Source organism: Paenibacillus sp. WG02 (assembly GCF_055396115.1).
Genome location: NZ_AP036016.1, coordinates 6,089,467 through 6,106,793 on the forward strand (window position 1 = coordinate 6,089,467; position 17,327 = coordinate 6,106,793).

Here is a 17,327-nt window from a genome sequence, read left to right on the forward strand (position 1 = left end):
TCACTGTTATTAATAACAAGTTCTTGCATAGATTTCAGATAACGTTGTTGTGTTCCCGAACCCTCACCACCTTAAAGGAGCGTAGCGACTGGCCGCGATGCGGTTAGGTGGTGCAGGGTTGTCAGCCTGAATCCTCTTCCTCGAATTGCCTCGGGCAGACCAAGGAGCGTAAGCTCCGCAGCGGGAAAACGGTGTTAGCTGATGTCATTTGCCTTCTCTGAGTTACCCGCTAACTTGTTCTTTCAACTTGCTTTAGATAATAAATTATCCCTGCTCGATCCACGTTTGAAAACTGTAACGGATTGCTATCGATTAATTCAGATAGTTCCTTGATATTAATCCATCTAATCTCTATCGTTTCATCCCCGGTCTTTAATAATTCTCCTTCAGCTTTACATCTAAAATAATAACCTACTGAATCTATTGGCCCCTTTATTGTTTGATATGCCCCAAATGGTTTTATACATTCTACTTCGAATTCTGGGTTAATTCCAGTTGTATCAATTCTTGTATCTTCTCCTTCAATTTCAGTTATTTCTAGTCCGGTCTCTTCCCTTACCTCTCTTCTAAGTGCTTGTATTAATGATTCAAACGGCTCGATTCTTCCTCCAGGTAATTCAATCCTTAATGGTTCAGTAGGTTTATTTCTTGTTTGAATTACAATTTGTTTTTCATTATTAATTTCTCTTTCAATTATTGCTCTTGAGTTAACAAAAAACATATTATCAATCCCTTTCATTAGATTTTTAAAACGATTTCAATAATGTTTTTAATATATTCTTTGCACATGATTTCAGTTAACGTTGTTGTGTTCACGACGCCTCACCACCTTAAGCGAGAAGGGCGGCCGTGACTCAGTTAGGTGGTGTAGGTGTGTTTGCTGAATCTTCTTCCCCGAAATTCCTCTTGCAGACCAGGGCCGAACGGCCCGCAGCGGGAACACGTGGTTAGCTGATGTAATTGCCTTCTCCGAATCTACTTCCAATTCATTGTTCTATTGTTTTCAAATGTTCTTTCAATGGATTAATATGATGTTGATCATGCCAAATAAAATCCTTCATATATTGAGGTATATGAAATACGTTGCCGTCCCCATCAATATAATTCTCATAGACCATTTGTTCACTAAGTGCACTGATATCTTGAATAATCTTCTCTCGATAGTAAATAGCCTTCTCTATTAATTCTCTTGTGGTTATCGTCCTTCCATATACAATTACCTTGCTATTGAATTCATCGAAGTTCAAATGTTTGAGGGTTACTGGTTTATTAGATATAATTCTATCAATTGCCTCTTCATAAAATTACTTATCCCATAACATGATATGGCTTACTATATCCCTAATACTCCACTTGCCTTCCTCTAGGTTCAATTCCCAAACTGCCACAGGTAATTCTTGCAATGATCCAGTAAATGTAATCCATTTTTTGAATTCAGTTATCAATTCTTGAAGCTCATTGGACATAGCAAGATCATTCCTTTTTTTAGGTTTTTATAATTTGGTTTTAAATATTGCAATTATTTCATCTAACGTTGTTGTATCACGAACCCTCACCACCTTAAGGGACGTAGTCCCGGCCGCAATGCGGTTAGGTGGTGCAGGGTTGTCCGCCTGTTCCACTTCCCCGAAATGCCTCTGGCAGACCATGGGGCGTAAACCCCGCAGCGTGAATACGGTGTTAGATGATGCCTGCGGCTACTTGAGATACCCTCAAATATTCTTCTCATCATAAAACTCAACACAAAAAGGTTGCATTTCAGGTTTTAAACAGTACTCTATTCTTTGTCTGAAATCTTTCCATTCAACCTTTTTTAGTGCTTCTTCTATCGGAAAGTAGCCTGACTCCAAGCTTTCTGATGTTTGTATTAATTCTCCACCTATTGGCTTCGCTAAAAATAGGGTGTTACAAATTGAATTTCCTATATTCTGAAATATTCCGCAGAATTTTATAATTTCTATGTCTATTCCTGATTCTTCTTTTGTTTCTCTTATTGCAGCATGACTTAAGGACTCTCCTTCTTCTACTTGACCACCAGGCATCTCCCAGCCTCTTCTTGGTCCTTTGATAAGTAATAATTCGTTTTTGTCATTTATTACAATTGCAGCTGCCGAAACGATATGTTTTGGTAGATTCATCGCTTTACTCCTTAAAAAGATTTTTTATGTATTTATAATCTAAGGTATTTTCGTCTTTAAATGCTATCCGCAGGTTTCATTTAACGTTGTTGTGTTCATGAACACAAGAACCTTAAGGCAGCTTTAGCTGCCGGCCGCTATGACGATTAGGTTCAAAGGGTTGACTGCCTGATTCCCGCTCCCCTGAAATGCCTCGAGCAGACCAAGGCTCCGTTAGGAGACGCAGCGTGAATACGGTGTTATGTGATATTACAGTCCTCTTCGATCAACCCACAAATTACCCTATTCTTTCCATAGTTTTGTTACTTCTTCTAATACTAGGTCTTTAAAATGCATTTTATATATGTTAGGTTTCTTAGTTTGATTCAAGAAATCCAATCCGTAATTCGAATCAAAATAATTCATCATCAATGTCATTACATTTCCGTGTGTTCCAATAGCAACTTTCTTTCCTTTGTATTCTTCTAAGATATTTTTCAACACTACCACTGATCTATTCTGGCAAACAGTGTTAGACTCTCCTCCTGGCAATGCATAGTTAGGGTCATCAAACATCTTCTTCATAGCAGGCATAAATTCTTCATTAGAAATAATATAGTCTTCCCCTGAAAAGTGCCTTTCCCTAAGATCCTCAAATATCTTAATATCTAATTCTAACTCTTTGGCCAACCCTTCCAATGTTAGAATTGCTCGAGCATAAGGACTTGAAATAATTATATTTATTCCTTCGTCCTTTAATATCTCTATAATTGTTTCAGCATTCATCTTGCCCTCTAAGGTAAGTCCCCTAGTTCTTTCATTTCCTTCTGTATATGGTGACTCAGCATGCCTAACCATGTAAATAATGGTCTTCATATGACCCTCCTTGGATTGCTTCCATTATACTATTACTGTGATTTCACATAACGTTGTTGTATTCACGAACCCGAGAGGTTTAAGGAAACGTAGCGGACGGGTGGCTTCGCCACTTAGTCTCGCAGAGGTTGTCTGCCAGACTCCACCTCCCCGAAACTATGCCTCGGGCAGACCAAGGGAGCGTTAGCGACCACAGCGTGAATACGGTGCTATGTTATGGACCCTCTTCATCGAATCAACCCTCATATTTACTTAAAAATTCTGAAAATATTAGTTTTGTTTTTCTCTTCCTTCAAATCAATTATTATTACATACTTATCACCTTACGACTCCTGAATACTCTCAATGCCTAATCTTAAAGATTGTAATAAAACTGTTCTTTCTTTAGTTCCCTTATTATTTCTTAAATTTGGTAATATGCACTTTGCATAGTTTCTTCTTACTTCATTTTTAATTACTTCATTAGTTAGTAATCGAACGCTATTTATTGTGTTTATTATCAAGGTTGAAACTCCAGCTGCTATAATGTCTAATCCATATTGTGTAAATCCCGTTTCGCCTATCGCGTTAAATCCGTAAATAACACCTTTACTATTAATATAGAACTCGATCTTAAAAGGATCATATATGTCTTGATCTATTAGTTCTCTTTGAATAAGTATTTCATTTTCTACATCCATGAATTAACCTCCAAATTATTAAATAGGGTCTTTCACATACCGTTGTTGCATTCACGACGTCCCACCACCTTAAGGCCCGTAGGGCCGGCTGCGCTTGCGCAGTTAAGTGGTGCGGATGTGTCAGCCTGCTTCCGCTTCCCTGTTTTCCACTTCGGGCGGACCGAGGGGCGTTAGCCCCGATGCGTGAATGCGGTGTTAGCCGATGTTCCTGCCATCTTTGAATTACCCAACAATATCCTTCATGAACCACTCGTACATTTTTTGTTTCGTCCTTTGTGCGATTTCTTGGTCCCTCGAATTAATCCAAAGAAAAAGTGGCTTCTTAATAAAGCCTAAAAGATCGTTCTTAGTTTCCTCCAAGCTACAATAAATCTCTTCATATGTATATTCAATACAAAATAGTTTCTTTTTACTTGATTCTTCTGGGGCGTCTGACAAAACTCTAATAAAATTATCGTGATATGTAATTCCTGGGTATGGATCGTGTCCCATCCAAGGACTAATCTTATTATGAATTGAACTATGAACTTCTGCCCATTCTTCCAGTCCGCAACAACAACTTGGCATAATAGACCTATTCTCGTCATCAAAAAAAGCAATTCCACCGAGAATGGCTACTTGATCTTTCTCCAATAATTCGCGAAATGAATCTTTAAGGGATTGTTTCACATCGATATTGCTATATCCAAACAAATGCACCAAAAATAATTCTACGTCTTCTGGAGTACTACTTGATGATAAGCAAATATATTCTTTACGGTCTACTTCATTCTCAATCCAAACTGGACATTCATAATATGGCTCTCTTATAACTGGTTTTGTATAAGGCATGAGTTGACTACCACCTTAAAAATATTAGTGCAGGAATTTCGGCTAACGTTCTTGTATTCACGAACCCTAACCGACTTAAGACCGATAGGCCGGGCTCGATACGCTTAGTCGGTGCAGGGTTGTCTGCCTGATTCCACTCACCCGAAATACCTCGGGCAGATCGAGGGCGCCAGCCCGAAGCGTGAATACGGTGTTAGATGATGTACCTGTCTCCTCTGAATTACTCTCAAGATGTTCTTGTTACAATAATTATGAATCATTCGTTTTGAATTTCTTATTTAATATTCTTGTTATTATAATTGAGAGTATACTAATACCTGTAATAATTAACCCAATCTTCAAAATCATCTCAGACTTATAAACTTGCTTATTATATATCTCTATTAATTCCGGAGTTGGATCTGGATAAGGTAATAAAGGACCAAATGCAGGAGAAATAGTTACTACTAATATACCTATTCCAAAACAAAACCATTGTATTTTATTTTTTAATATACGCTTCACAGGCTGTTCACTCCCTGAAACTATTGTATATTTTTTTATGATTTAAGAATTTTTAATATTAATTTTACAGGTATTTCGTCTAACGTTGTTGTATTCACTAACCCGAGAGGCTTAAGGCGCTTACGCCGGGTCGAAGACTTAGCCTCGCAGTGTTGTCTGTCTGATACTACTTCTTCGAAATGCTTCTGGCAGACCAAGGGGCGTAAGCCCCGCAGCGTGAATACGGTGTTATCGGAAGTTACTGTCTTCTTTGAATTGACTCTCAAAAAATGGCTTTATTATTTCTTCCTTTGTGTCAATTAATTTTGAAATAATCTGTATATCTAATCCTTCTTCTATTCCTTTTTTGATTATCCTAATTTTGTCTTTTGCTTTCTCTACTACATATTCAAAATTCCTATCAAAATCAATAAAATCGTCATCTATATTCCCTTCTAAATCAAAAACCATCCTATAAATTCCAATCGAATTACCAAAAAAAATAATCCTTAGGTTACAATATACAAAGTTAGAATAGGATCTTATGTGAGTTAATTGTATTGAATAAATCTCTACACTTATTGATCTTGGATCAAGTTTACCTTTAAATGTGTCGTAAAATTCGGATCTATCTTCATTCTTCCAGTTATCTAGATACTCCCAGAATCCTGAAATGGTTTTTTCTTGAATAGAGTACTTCTCCGACCATTCTAGTAATTCTTTTGTGTTCATTTTTTATTCCTTTCAGTACAGTAATTTCCGATAACGTTGTTGTATTCACGAACCCTCACCACCTTAAGGACCGTAGGTTCGGCCGCGATGCGGTTAGGTGGTTCAGGGTTGTCCGGTTGAATAGGCTTCCCCGAAATTCCTCTTGGTGACCAAGGGACCGCCAGATCCCGCAGCGTGAATAAGGTGTTAGGCGATGTTGCTTAGTCCTTCGAATCTCTTACATTATCTTTAATATTTCTTATAGATTACTGCTTTAAAAGGAGGGTGTTCTGTCTCTTGATTATGTAATAAAGTCGGTTTTCTAAACCTCATACTCGTTTCTAGTTCAAATGTTATACAGCCATCTTCGATTCTCTCAATTGATACGTTTATCCAAATAGGAAACAGTGGTGATAAACCTGAAAACAAATCTATAACCTGATCCATGGTCATTGATCTTCCCTTTATGTTCTTATCACTCAATAGCCACAGACGAGCCATATCATCAGTAGAGTTTAATTTCTTATTCACTTCATGTATTGCTGTGATCCGAAACTTCTGTGTCTTTCTTTCTGTTTCGTCTGTAGTTAACTCTTTTATGGTCTTAACTAAATGTTCTTTGAATATTTCTTTACTCATATATTTCAAAAAAACAGCCCCAATTTGTTTGAGATTATGTTTGTATTATTCTTTTGATTCCCAGCAATTTCTCCTAACGTTCTTGTATTCACGAGCCCGAGAACCTTAAGGCACGTAGTGCCAGGCACGACGCGGTTAGGTTCGCAGAGGTTGTCGCCCGAATCCGCTCCCCCGAAATCCCTCTTGGCGACCAAGGGGCGTCAGCCCCGTAGCGTGAATACGTTGTTATGCGAAGTTAGTTTCTCCTTTGAGTTACTTACAAAATAGCTTGTTCATTAAATGCTTCTAGTACATGAGGATATTGTTCAAATAATAAGGCCCTTTCAATTAAATATTGGTCTTGGAAATCTATATTTTTCAGTAACTTATATTTTTCTATAAGTTCCATAAATCCTTTCCCATGTTTGGATAGACCGTTATATGAAAGTAATACAATCTCATATGTTGATAGCTGAGCTCTTAATATCCTTATATAAGAATAACGTGTTTCAAAATCCATTAATTCCGGTGTGGAATCAACAAATTTAACAATATGATATAGATTTCTAAAATAGTGTCCTAGCTCAGTCTTATTCTTATTATATAATTCAAAATATGTTTCATTTAATAGTGTTAATGTGATATTCTGCTTTGGCAACGCATTGTACATGGCAGTAGCTAATGTTTGAAAGATCCCTCTTCCATGACCAGTTGAACCAATAATATCATGGTGTAAGTTAATTAATTGAAAGAATTTGTTCTCAAATTTTTGTAGGTCCATTAGATTTTTCTGACCTTCTAATTCTTTAGTGGACTTACTAATTTCATTTCGCTGCAATGCTAGTTCTTTTCTCTGTAACAGAATGGTATACACTACGCCTGCAAATGCTAAACCTGAAAATAACGAATTAACTGCACCAAACATATCACCAAACTGTCCTCGTTCTGCCCACTCAGTAAAAAAGTTATGAACTAGGAATCCAGAAACAGTCCATACTATTGATATTATGATCATTAAAATCAACAATATAAATAGCGGTTCGTTCTTCTTTTCTGTTACCTCTTTTTTTTCTTCTTTATTATTACTCATATTATTTCCCCTTTAAACTAATTTCGGCTAACGTTGTTGTATTCACGACGCCGAGAGACTTAAGGCAGCGAATCTGCCGGGTCCAACAGGACTTAGCCTCAAAAGTGTGTCCGCCTGAACCCTCTTCTCCGAAATGCTTCGTGCGGACCGAGGGCCCAATGGCCCGAAGTGTGAATATGTTGTTATACGAAGGCCCCTGCTCTTAATCACTGTTGTTCCAGGTCAATATTCCTTCACTTTCATTGAATCCTTTTAGTGTACTATAATCTTTTTTATGATCTATAAGAACGTGTATCCATGCTTCCATTGATTCTTGTATTTTATTTCTATCAATCTTAAGATGATTTACTCCTTCATTTGAATGAAAAAATTCATCTAGCTCTTCTGCATCTTCTACTTTCAATGATGTTTTATTAATTGTCATTAAAGAAAGCTTATTTATTATCGATTTTGTATCATCGTCAATGATTGATAAGATCCCTTCTATGGCAGGCTGTAAACAAGCATAGCCTCCAGCTTGATTTGAGTAAATCACACCTGTATTCATTTTTATGATTAAGGCTAATTGTTCGAGTCCATATAAACTGATTTCTTTATTTGGTTTCATAAACTCTCCTCATTCAAGAGATCTTGGGAATTTCACATAACGTTCTTGTATTCACGAACCCTCACCGACTAAAGGTAGTAGGCCGGGCGCGATGCGCTTAGTCGGTACAGGGTTGTCTGCCTGATACTACATCTCGAAATGCATCTACAGACCGAGGGGCGAATGCCCCGATGCGTGAATACGGTGTTATGCGCAGTTACTAACTTCTTCGAGTTTACAAAAATACATTATAATCTTTAGGCAAATTTGAAGCAGACGGCTTATCTTTAATTGCATTAATAATTTCTAACTCTATATTTAGATTATACGTCTTATTACATTGTTCAATAATCTCCTTTAGAGGTTCTATACGTGCGAATTCAGTCTCCAAATAAATAACCACCATATATATGGCTTCTGTTATCTGTTCAGATATCATATATTTACATAATTGCTTTTCAATTCCATGTATTAACTTTTTATTTCTTGCTAATTTTACTTCTACTAATAATCGTTCATTTGCTCCCCTGCTTAACTTAAAATCTACAGGCCCCCTTCCAATATTTGACTCAGGACTTATATCAATATTATTCAATTTATAAAATAAAGACGATGAGACTAAAAACAGTTTCTGAACTGATGATTCACCTCTAGGTTCATATTTATTATCCCATAATAATTTGTAGGAACTATAATTAATAATTGAATGCTTAAAATTATTAATTCCTTCCCTAACAATTGTTCCAAAATTCTTGGAATGAATATTATCGTTACTTTTTGATTTACTTAAGTTCTTAAACTCTTCTTCTATATCAGCAGGCATTAAGTCAATATAATCGTTTAAATTTATCCTGAATTGTTTATAATCAGTATTAGACATCAGTTTAAACAAAGAATAGTAGAGTGGAACATCTAAAAAATCAAAATCTTGAAAGCAATTATCGTAGAAAAAATCAAATCTTAATTCGTTTATATCTTCAGTTGTCCAGTCTGTCTCTTCATCAAAATCTTCAAATATTGTTTTATGATCATGTTTACGTTCAAAAAACAATCCTTTATTATTTTCATTCCAGAATTCTTCATCTGCTTCTTCACAATACTCAATTATTTTGTATAAGGCATATTCGTGTAGTGGAGTTAAAGTATGTATATACTCATCTCTAGACCAAAAAAACAACTCCTCAACAGCCTTAATACATATATCTTTCCTGGAATTAAACACCAATTCAGGAAATGCACCCAAATAAAGTTCTTCGTGATTTTCAGCTAAATCTTTATGTATATCCATAAAGAAATTAATAAATGATTCTAGATAATCATTTGAAATTTTTTTTATATCTTCTGAAACACCATGATAAATTTCAATCATATAATTTCCCCCTAACTAGTATCTTTACTTAGTAATTTCACATAACGTTCTTATATTCACGAAGCCGAGAGGCTTAAGGTCGCATTAGCGACCGGGTGGCTCTGCCACTTAGCCTCGCAGGGTTGTCTGCCTGATAAAACTCCTCCGAATTGCATCGGGCAGACCAAGGGTCGCAAGGCCCTCAGCGTGAATATGGTGTTATCGGAAGTTCCCACTTCTTCGAATTCGCTTTCAATTAACTTTATCTGGGTCTGTCTTCGGATACTCTTCTAGGAATAAATACTCCCATTTGCTCATGAAATCCTCACTATACTCTCTGTTATAGAAGTTAATATGATCAATCCAAAATTTCTTTGAATTACAATAATACTTTCCTAAGATAAAAGATGGATAATTATGTACTGAGCTCGCCATTATCCGCACTTTATCAAATTCTTCCATTTCAATTTTCTTTTTAAGCTCTTCTAAAATATAAATTATTGGTTCGATACTTATTTTGATTCGATCCATGCTAAATTTCTCTGTTCGAATAAATATTGTTTTTAATTCTGAAATAATTCTGTTCCTATAAGAATCATTTTTAATCTTACATAGTTTAGTTATTAGTACACGTGTTGACTTATATCCAAATTTTATGTCTTTATGTAGCCACCATAAAAACACATTGATTATATCTTTATTAACTGGGTTCATCGGTTCAGATCTAATAAAAATAAATAGATAAAATAGAGCCCTCATGAATTTTTTATAATATCTTCTCTGATACATCATTCACACCTTCTTTCTCTTACTTTAATAATTCTTTTTGGGAATTTCCGATAACGTTGTTGTGTTCACGAACCCTTACCGCCCTAAGGCGCGATAGCGCTGGGTCTGACGGACTTGGGCGGTGCAGGGTTGTCTGCCTGATACTACATCATGAAATGCCTCGGGCAGACCAAGGAGCGTCAACTCCGCATCGGGAAAACGGTGTTATAGGATGTTGCCCACTTCTTCGAGTTATCCTACAAATCAGTTCATAATTCCTACTGTTATTTCTCCTTCATGATAGTTTTCTATTATTATTCGTTGTTCCAGATCCACAATCCAAGTATCAAAACCTACAGCCACCACATCATCCCAAGATTCCATGATCTTAAATAAGTTTGTTTCTATAATTGGATAAGCTGCATTATCCCAATATACTAAAAAGGATTTTAATATACTTCTTTGACTTGCCTCCAAAAACTCAATTACTTCATTAATTCCATCTGCTTTTTTCTGAATATTAATCGTACTCCAGTTAACTCTTCCCCATGAAGTAAAGTTGAAATTATTGACAACTTGATTGATCAACCTTTTCGATTCTTCCTCACTATAAATTCTTGTCCCTTCACCAAGTGTGGCTAAGCATTTTTCAAATAATGATCCGCTATGTAGTTTAGGTTTAATTCTCTTCTTAAGTTGTTCAATTCTTATTTTTCTTGCTTCTTTGTTATCCATCTTTCACCTTGGTTCTAATATATTTATTTGGGCAATTTCCGATAACGTTGTTGTATTCACGAACTCTCACTGGCTTAAGCCGCTTAGCGGCGGGTCGAAGACTTAGCCAGTGCAGGGTTGTCTGCTTGAATCCTATTCCTCGAAATTCCGCGGGCAGACCAAGTGTTAGATGATGTCCCTGCCATCTTCGAATATACTTAAAAATTGCTACTCTTCGTTTAAAGACCTAAAATCTCCAGACCAAAATCGTTCTAACTTGTTCCACCATTTTATTGTCTCTTCTCCAAACAAATTAAATAAAGCATCTATGTTAAAATTATTATTACCTGCAAGTCCAAGTTGTAAATCTTCTAAAAATCCTACAGTTACAGCTTCCTTAACGAAATCATCACCTTCTATAAGCATTTTCTCTACGACTCTAAATACTTCAGTTAATTCACTAAAATCATTATTGTATATTAAATTAACTACATGGTTCGCAAAATCTGGTAAATCTAGATATAGATGTTCTCCGTCTTCTTCATCGTCATACCAATCTTTATAATGATCATTCCATCGTCTAACATATTTCTAGTAATTAATAAGTACGAGCGAACAAGCTAAACATAGAAATGCAATTGAAGCTATCCCGAATGTTTTAAGCACTTTTTTCCTAGATACTATTCTATCTGGATTCCAAATAATATTGGGATGAATAAAACCAAATATTAGAAACGTTAAAGAAATTAACAACAACATCAAGAATATTCCTACAAAATAAACCTTCAAGATCATGGCAATTAACCCAAAACCAAATATTAAAAGAAATCCACACATTATATATTGCATTAGCTTAATAAAAATCAAAGCAAATTTATTATTTCTTTTGTTCTTTATTGAGTAATAACCATAAATGATATCTCGTTCTAAATGGCTATAGAATCTGTTCTTCTTACGAATTTCTTGTCTAGAGATTTTTCGCATTTTAGTTTTAAATTGTTTTTGAATCTTATTTCCCATTCATTTTCTCCTTAATGAGAATGAGTATAATATATTGGTCCGCGGGGATTTCTTATAACGTTGTTGTATCTACGAACCCTCACCACCCTAAGGAACGTTAAGTCCGGCCGCGATGCGGTTGGGTGGTGCAGGGTTCTTCGCTGAATCCACTTCTCTGAAATATACTTCTTGCGAACCAAGGGGCGTAAGCCACGCAGCGTAGATACGGTGTTAGAGGATGTTATTGCCTTCTTTGAATTACTAAACATGTTTTCTACTATTGTATTGATCTATTAGGCTTGTTACTTCACTTGGTGTTTTAAGTATTATTATATTCTTTTCTTTTTCATATTTTCTTAGTTTTTCGAGTATTCCTGGTCTTTTATGTTTTCTGAAATTCCATACCCATTTAATGAATCCCCAATCTAATTGCTCAGGACATCCCTCATTCAAATCAGGTCTAGTTCTTCAATAGTATTTAATTCTTCGTTTAATGACTCTAAAAGTAGTTATCCTCGGAGGTAAATCAAAGAAAATTATTGTATCTGCCCTCGAAATTCTAATATCTAATGTTCTACTATAGTTTCCATCAATAATCCATTCATCATTTAGAATGAGCTTTCTTTGAAATTCATCCCATTCATAATTAGGAGTTGCAATCCATCCAGGTTTCCAATAGTAAGCATCTAAATGGTACAAAGGTAATCCTAAGACTTCAGAGAGTTTACTTGAAAAAGTAGATTTCCCTGATCCTCCAGACCCAATTATCATTATTCTTTTCATTTGTATTCTCCTGGTTATTAATGGTTTATAGTAACTTCAAATGTTGCAATAATTTCCTCTAACTTTGTTGTGTTCACGGCGTCCACCGTAGGTGGATGTGTCCGACTGATTAATCTTCCTCGAATTCCTTCCGGTCGGACCAAGGGGCGTAAGCCCCCCAGCGGGAAAACGGTGTTAGAGGATGTTGCTGCCTTCTTCGAGTTTACTTACGAAATTAAGGTTTGTTGGCTTTCCATATGTATTTATAGTCTTTCAATCCAAGTTTTCCGTTAATAATATTCTGTTGAATCCTTAATTCTAATTCCTTCTTTAATTCGGGCGTAGTATAATCGGGATTTCCGGGTATTCCTGAAATAAACTTGGCAAATTCAATCTCATCAGGGAAAAAGATAATCGCACTATTAAATTCTTCAATTTCAATGTTTATAAATCCATTACTGTTTAATCTGTTTTTAACTGTTTCCAATGCGCCTGAGTGAATTCCGAATACAGTACCTCCAGAAAAAAGTATTCTACTATGATTTAATATAGATGTTGGCCCTCTTCTGTCATAAATTAAAATCAAATTGTTCATCACTAAAAGGTAAGTCAGTCTTGGTGGTAGCGCATACATATCTTACATTATTCACATTACTTTCTTCTAAAATTGACTCAGCAATCTTTATCATTTCAACTGAATTGTCAAATCCAATTATCGATTTAGCATGTCTCGACATCTTTAGAGTAAAATCCCCATGTCCGCACCCAGCATCTAAGACTGAATTGAAATTTGGTAACATGCCCATTAGTCTCTCTTCAAATATCTGCTCCGCTGAAATTCCCTCAATGGTAAATACAGCATTGCTTTTATATCCACCATTTTTTCTAGCGATCATGTCATACCATTCGACTCCCATGAATTAACCTCCGAGAATAAGTGTTTTATCTTTAATATTGTTTGCAGCCATTTCCTCTAACGTTCTTGTATTCACTAATCCTCACTGGTTTAATGCGCGTAGCGCCGGGTCCGACGGACTTAACCAGTGCAGGGTTGTCTGCTTGATTCACTTCCCCGAAATGCCTCTGGCATACCGAGGGCGCTAGCCCGACGCGTGAATACGGTGTTATAGGAATTACTCGCCTTCTTCGAATTTGTAAACAAAATATTTATTTATTCTTTCTCCTAATTTCTTCTTCCCACTCCCAATAGGTTTCAAAAAACAAATCATGCAAAAAATCTTCTCTATCTTCCAATTTTTCTATTTCTTCTAACTTACATTCAACTAATTCGATAAATTCATATTTCCCATCTGGTATCTGACCTGACCCATCAATGATATTAAACAAGTTAAACAGAGGATACATTGCAGAGTTTATCATGATTTTTTTAATAGTCTTTATTACATTTGGATTGTTATCAAAAACAGCCATTAATTCCGATAACTCTTCACTTGATAGTTCAACATTAGGTGGATATGAGATCATTTCTTTAAGTTTTTGGTTTGAAATACTCTCTAAAGACCAATTAACAGATTCTTCAATATCTTTATGTAAAGAGTAAAATAATAATTTAAGATTTTCTTTATTTAACTTCTTCAATTTTACTTCCTCCTAATATGGTTGCGAGTATTTCTTATAACGTTGTTGTATTCACGAACCCTCACTGGCTTAAGGGCGCTTGCGCCCGGGTCCAACGGACTTAGCCAGCGAGGGTCGTTTGCTGAATCCACCTCTTCGAAAATCCTCATGCAGACCAAGGGCCGTAAGGCCCGCCGCGTGAATACGGTGTTATGTGAAGTTGCTAGCTTCCTGAATATACCTTCAAATATACTTATTCCGAATTAATTTATATTGTTTTTTTAGTCCATTGAGAAATTTTTCTAATACTTTTAAGTGAACTATAAATCTAAAACCCTTTTTATAATCGCTTATTTGACCATTAGTGAATTCTGCCATAGTAAGCCATATCTCTATATTAATTAAGTCAGGTTCAAGTGTTTCAAAAACTTTGATCTCAAAATAAACTTCACTACAAAAATGTTCAAATGGTTTGAAGCGATCCTCGTTTGGGTTATCAAGTGTCTTTGAATTCATTGCATTAACAATTTCTTCCAACCCGTTTATTATTTTTTCAATTTCCCACACATTGAATGTTGGGAAGGTTTCATTAAAAGGTAAGTAATATGATTCGTTATATAGATCTAAAGTAAACTTGAAAGGAACCCAATTCATAAAATCAGGTCTATCAACTTGAATATCAACCTTGTCATTATTTAATAAATCAATAGACAGAAAAACGTTTTTTTCTTGGTTCCATATTGTTGGCATCTATCTACCTCTTTTAATATTGTTTTCCAGCAATTTCACATAACGTTCTTGTGTTCCCGAATCCTCACCACCTTAAAGGAACATAGCGACTGGCCGCAATGCGGTTAGGTGGTGCAGGGTTGTCTGCCTGATACTACATCTCGAAATGCCTCGGGCAGACCAAGGAGCGTCGGCTCCGCAGCGGGAAAATGTTGTTATGTGATGTTGCCATTCTTCTGTGATACACTTTCACTCATTACCTTGCAGTTATCCAGTATCACCCATAAATTACTGTTATCAAATCCCTTTACTGTTCCTCGGATTTTTTGTCTTACCTTAAAGTAATCCGGTTCTGTATTATTCCTAACGTCCCAATAGTCGGTTAATCCAAACATAACGTTATTAAAATTGATAATAATTCCTTGTGGATAAAAGATCTCCATAAATCCTTGGATTTCTTGTCCTATAGATATTGTTTGTACTGTCCTATTCCAATTTCCCTTAAATGGTTCTACTCCTGTATTCCATACCAATTCAAATTCTGCTTTCTCGATTTCTTCTTCATTCGTACTACATACTTCTTGATCTGTTAGAAAAAAGTGAAGTTTATCAAAAGGTCTATTAGATACAATTAATTTATCGTCTATTTGAGTGGCTTGTCTTAAAGCAACATTATCATCGTCAACTTCAAAGTAATATACTTCTTTCCATCCTTCTTGTTCTTGCCTTATGTATTTCATCCTGAATTAATCCTTTCTTTAGTTAATCTTTGGCAATTTCACATAACGTTCTGTGTATTTACGAACCCTCACCACCTTAAGACAAGCCCTGACCATTAGATAGCTCTTATCTTAGGGTCAGGGTTTGTTGGCCGCGATGCGGTAAGGTGGTGCAGGGTTGTCTGCCTGATTCCAATTCCCCGAAATGCCTCGGGCAGACCGAGGGCGCTAGTCCGAAGCGTGAATACGGTATTAGCTGATGTTCCTACCTTCTTCGAAATACTTAATGCCCCAATCTTTAAATAATTCGGTTAATTCAGTTGAGGTGTTTATAATAAAATCACTTACACAATCTTCTTTAAAATAGATAGGTATAATGTGAGGTTCATTTTTGTAATTTGTAAGCCAGTTTAGCTTTTCATCTCTATATTGATTTACTTCTATTTCTGTGACAAATGGTGCTATTGTGATTCCGTTTGCTCCATTAAGTTTAAGAATAACATCTTGTGTCCAACTTTCAGTTTTCAACAAATTAAATTCAACTTGACTCACTTCATTGTTATATACTTTTCTCTTATCTTGTGATTCACCATTATAATTTATCTCAAATTGTGCATAGACAGTCTCTGTCCATCTCAAATCTGTATAAATATGAGCAAAATATCCAAGTACATACTCGTTCCACTCAATTCCAGAATCCATATCTAAGTACTGCAAACAAGTACTCATAATTACATCTTTGCTTGGCAGTTGATCCTCACTAACCAAATGTATAGTTCCCTTATCTTTTCTAATCGTGTTTTCTCTCATATGTATAGCATCAGGAGCAATACTACCTAACAAGAAATTGGGAGTTAATTTTGTTGAAAATAACTTTTCGGCAATAGAAAAATGAACCATTGGCCAAGGCACTTAAATAATACCTCCTTTGACTTAACATGCACGTAATAAAAGGTCTTGTAGGAATTTCAGCTAACGTTCTTGTATTCACGAACCCTCACTGGCTTAAGGCTCGTAGCGCCGGGTCCGACAGACTTAGCCAGTTCAGGGTTGTCTGCTTGATTCCACTTCTCTGAAATGCCTCGGGCAGACCAAGGGGCGTAAGCCCCGTAGCGTGAATACGGTGTTAGGCGAAGTTGCTGACTTCTTCGAAATTCAGAAGAAATCTTTATTATTTGCAATTATTGCTTTGAATGGCGGGTGCCCTGTATCTTGATTATGTAACAGAGATGGTTTTCTAAATCTCAAGCTTGATTCTAATTCAAATATTAAACAGATCTCTTGATTTTCCTTAAGTGAAACATTTATCCAAATCGGGAATAAAAGTGAATGACCATAAAATAAATTAATCACTTGATCCATATTCATGATTCTTCCCTTAATATTCTTCTCACTAAATAGCCACAATCTAAGAATAATCATCTGTAGAATTTAATTTCTTATTTAACTCTTGTTTTGGCTCAACTAAGAACAACGGAGTTTTTAATTCTGGTTCATTTGTGGTTAAAAGACTTATGGTCTTAATAAGATTTTCTTTATAAATCTCCTTACTCATGTATTTCAAAGGCAACACCACCAATTTATTTTCAAGTTAGTTTTTTAATTCTCAGCAATTTCGCCTAACGTTGTTATGTTCCCGAACCCTCACCACCTTAAAGGAGCGTAGCGACTGGCCGCCATGCGGTTAAGTGGTGCAGGGTTGTCTGCCTGATACTACA

21 protein-coding genes and 1 pseudogene are annotated in these 17,327 nt (G+C 35.9%); all 22 read right to left on the reverse strand.

The features are described 5' to 3' along the window. Positions 1-229: 229 nt before the first annotated feature. Entirely contained in the window at positions 230-721 is a 492-nt protein-coding gene (locus ACBP55_RS27530; protein WP_464646140.1) for an NUDIX hydrolase, read from the reverse strand. Positions 722-1,712: 991 nt separating this feature from the next. Beyond that, the gene (locus ACBP55_RS27535) at positions 1,713-2,138 is read right to left on the reverse strand and encodes an NUDIX hydrolase (protein WP_464646142.1); all 426 of its coding nucleotides are present in this window, start codon (positions 2,136-2,138) and stop codon (positions 1,713-1,715) included. Positions 2,139-2,420: 282 nt separating this feature from the next. Continuing rightward, on the reverse strand, positions 2,421-2,993 hold the full coding sequence (locus tag ACBP55_RS27540) for a histidine phosphatase family protein (RefSeq protein WP_464646144.1): 573 nt from the start codon (positions 2,991-2,993) through the stop codon (positions 2,421-2,423). Between the two features lie 323 nt (positions 2,994-3,316). Next, positions 3,317-3,673, reverse strand: coding sequence for a ribosomal-processing cysteine protease Prp (locus ACBP55_RS27545; protein ID WP_464646145.1), 357 nt, complete (start codon positions 3,671-3,673; stop codon positions 3,317-3,319). 222 nt (positions 3,674-3,895) lie between these two features. Beyond that, a complete protein-coding gene (locus ACBP55_RS27550) occupies positions 3,896-4,504 on the reverse strand; it encodes a hypothetical protein (protein WP_464646147.1) in 609 nt (202 codons plus the stop codon). A 249-nt stretch (positions 4,505-4,753) separates the two neighbouring features. After that, positions 4,754-5,008, reverse strand: coding sequence for a hypothetical protein (locus ACBP55_RS27555; RefSeq protein ID WP_464646149.1), 255 nt, complete (start codon positions 5,006-5,008; stop codon positions 4,754-4,756). Between the two features lie 228 nt (positions 5,009-5,236). After that, positions 5,237-5,719, reverse strand: a complete 483-nt coding sequence (locus tag ACBP55_RS27560; protein WP_464646151.1) for a hypothetical protein — start codon at positions 5,717-5,719, stop codon at positions 5,237-5,239. 228 nt (positions 5,720-5,947) lie between these two features. Beyond that, positions 5,948-6,346: a hypothetical protein gene (locus ACBP55_RS27565; RefSeq protein WP_464646153.1), complete on the reverse strand. Its 399-nt coding sequence runs from the start codon at positions 6,344-6,346 to the stop codon at positions 5,948-5,950. A 247-nt stretch (positions 6,347-6,593) separates the two neighbouring features. Next, positions 6,594-7,406 (reverse strand): putative phage abortive infection protein, encoded by an 813-nt coding sequence (locus tag ACBP55_RS27570; RefSeq protein WP_464646156.1) that lies wholly within the window; start codon positions 7,404-7,406, stop codon positions 6,594-6,596. Positions 7,407-7,608: 202 nt separating this feature from the next. Further along, entirely contained in the window at positions 7,609-8,013 is a 405-nt protein-coding gene (locus ACBP55_RS27575) for a DUF6210 family protein (RefSeq protein ID WP_464646157.1), read from the reverse strand. 214 nt (positions 8,014-8,227) lie between these two features. Further along, a complete protein-coding gene (locus ACBP55_RS27580; protein WP_464646159.1) occupies positions 8,228-9,361 on the reverse strand; it encodes a hypothetical protein in 1,134 nt (377 codons plus the stop codon). A gap of 231 nt (positions 9,362-9,592) precedes the next feature. Further along, positions 9,593-9,871: a hypothetical protein gene (locus ACBP55_RS27585; RefSeq protein WP_464646161.1), complete on the reverse strand. Its 279-nt coding sequence runs from the start codon at positions 9,869-9,871 to the stop codon at positions 9,593-9,595. 501 nt (positions 9,872-10,372) lie between these two features. Next, a complete protein-coding gene (locus ACBP55_RS27590; protein WP_464646163.1) occupies positions 10,373-10,843 on the reverse strand; it encodes a CDI toxin immunity protein in 471 nt (156 codons plus the stop codon). 207 nt (positions 10,844-11,050) lie between these two features. Next, a pseudogene (locus ACBP55_RS27595) lies at positions 11,051-11,374 on the reverse strand (DUF7674 family protein); the annotation flags it as partial. A 39-nt stretch (positions 11,375-11,413) separates the two neighbouring features. After that, positions 11,414-11,842, reverse strand: a complete 429-nt coding sequence (locus ACBP55_RS27600; protein WP_464646165.1) for a hypothetical protein — start codon at positions 11,840-11,842, stop codon at positions 11,414-11,416. Positions 11,843-12,289: 447 nt separating this feature from the next. Further along, positions 12,290-12,604, reverse strand: coding sequence for a P-loop NTPase family protein (locus ACBP55_RS27605; RefSeq protein ID WP_464646166.1), 315 nt, complete (start codon positions 12,602-12,604; stop codon positions 12,290-12,292). A 214-nt stretch (positions 12,605-12,818) separates the two neighbouring features. Further along, the gene (locus tag ACBP55_RS27610) at positions 12,819-13,169 is read right to left on the reverse strand and encodes a hypothetical protein (RefSeq protein WP_464646168.1); all 351 of its coding nucleotides are present in this window, start codon (positions 13,167-13,169) and stop codon (positions 12,819-12,821) included. Beyond that, complete coding sequence (locus tag ACBP55_RS27615) at positions 13,153-13,500, reverse strand: class I SAM-dependent methyltransferase (RefSeq protein ID WP_464646169.1); 348 nt, start codon at positions 13,498-13,500, stop codon at positions 13,153-13,155. The genes ACBP55_RS27610 and ACBP55_RS27615 overlap by 17 nt, the downstream gene beginning before the upstream one ends. Before the next feature lie 250 nt (positions 13,501-13,750). Beyond that, positions 13,751-14,182, reverse strand: coding sequence for a hypothetical protein (locus ACBP55_RS27620; protein WP_464646170.1), 432 nt, complete (start codon positions 14,180-14,182; stop codon positions 13,751-13,753). Positions 14,183-14,404: 222 nt separating this feature from the next. Then, on the reverse strand, positions 14,405-14,911 hold the full coding sequence (locus ACBP55_RS27625; protein ID WP_464646172.1) for a WapI family immunity protein: 507 nt from the start codon (positions 14,909-14,911) through the stop codon (positions 14,405-14,407). A 194-nt stretch (positions 14,912-15,105) separates the two neighbouring features. Then, positions 15,106-15,630 (reverse strand): hypothetical protein, encoded by a 525-nt coding sequence (locus ACBP55_RS27630; RefSeq protein ID WP_464646174.1) that lies wholly within the window; start codon positions 15,628-15,630, stop codon positions 15,106-15,108. Between the two features lie 231 nt (positions 15,631-15,861). Next, complete coding sequence (locus tag ACBP55_RS27635; RefSeq protein WP_464646176.1) at positions 15,862-16,521, reverse strand: hypothetical protein; 660 nt, start codon at positions 16,519-16,521, stop codon at positions 15,862-15,864. Between the last annotated feature and the right edge of the window lie 806 nt (positions 16,522-17,327).

Coding starts and splice junctions, on each gene's coding strand:
- ACBP55_RS27550 (WP_464646147.1), bottom strand. CDS start 4,504: ATGCCTTATACAAAACCAGTTATAAGAGAGCCATATTATGAATGTCCA.
- ACBP55_RS27615 (WP_464646169.1), bottom strand. CDS start 13,500: ATGGGAGTCGAATGGTATGACATGATCGCTAGAAAAAATGGTGGATAT.
- ACBP55_RS27580 (WP_464646159.1), bottom strand. CDS start 9,361: ATGATTGAAATTTATCATGGTGTTTCAGAAGATATAAAAAAAATTTCA.
- ACBP55_RS27530 (WP_464646140.1), bottom strand. CDS start 721: ATGTTTTTTGTTAACTCAAGAGCAATAATTGAAAGAGAAATTAATAAT.
- ACBP55_RS27605 (WP_464646166.1), bottom strand. CDS start 12,604: ATGAAAAGAATAATGATAATTGGGTCTGGAGGATCAGGGAAATCTACT.
- ACBP55_RS27545 (WP_464646145.1), bottom strand. CDS start 3,673: ATGGATGTAGAAAATGAAATACTTATTCAAAGAGAACTAATAGATCAA.
- ACBP55_RS27625 (WP_464646172.1), bottom strand. CDS start 14,911: ATGCCAACAATATGGAACCAAGAAAAAAACGTTTTTCTGTCTATTGAT.
- ACBP55_RS27585 (WP_464646161.1), bottom strand. CDS start 9,871: ATGGATCGAATCAAAATAAGTATCGAACCAATAATTTATATTTTAGAA.
- ACBP55_RS27590 (WP_464646163.1), bottom strand. CDS start 10,843: ATGGATAACAAAGAAGCAAGAAAAATAAGAATTGAACAACTTAAGAAG.
- ACBP55_RS27560 (WP_464646151.1), bottom strand. CDS start 5,719: ATGAACACAAAAGAATTACTAGAATGGTCGGAGAAGTACTCTATTCAA.
- ACBP55_RS27535 (WP_464646142.1), bottom strand. CDS start 2,138: ATGAATCTACCAAAACATATCGTTTCGGCAGCTGCAATTGTAATAAAT.
- ACBP55_RS27540 (WP_464646144.1), bottom strand. CDS start 2,993: ATGAAGACCATTATTTACATGGTTAGGCATGCTGAGTCACCATATACA.
- ACBP55_RS27630 (WP_464646174.1), bottom strand. CDS start 15,630: ATGAAATACATAAGGCAAGAACAAGAAGGATGGAAAGAAGTATATTAC.
- ACBP55_RS27570 (WP_464646156.1), bottom strand. CDS start 7,406: ATGAGTAATAATAAAGAAGAAAAAAAAGAGGTAACAGAAAAGAAGAAC.
- ACBP55_RS27600 (WP_464646165.1), bottom strand. CDS start 11,842: ATGGGAAATAAGATTCAAAAACAATTTAAAACTAAAATGCGAAAAATC.
- ACBP55_RS27575 (WP_464646157.1), bottom strand. CDS start 8,013: ATGAAACCAAATAAAGAAATCAGTTTATATGGACTCGAACAATTAGCC.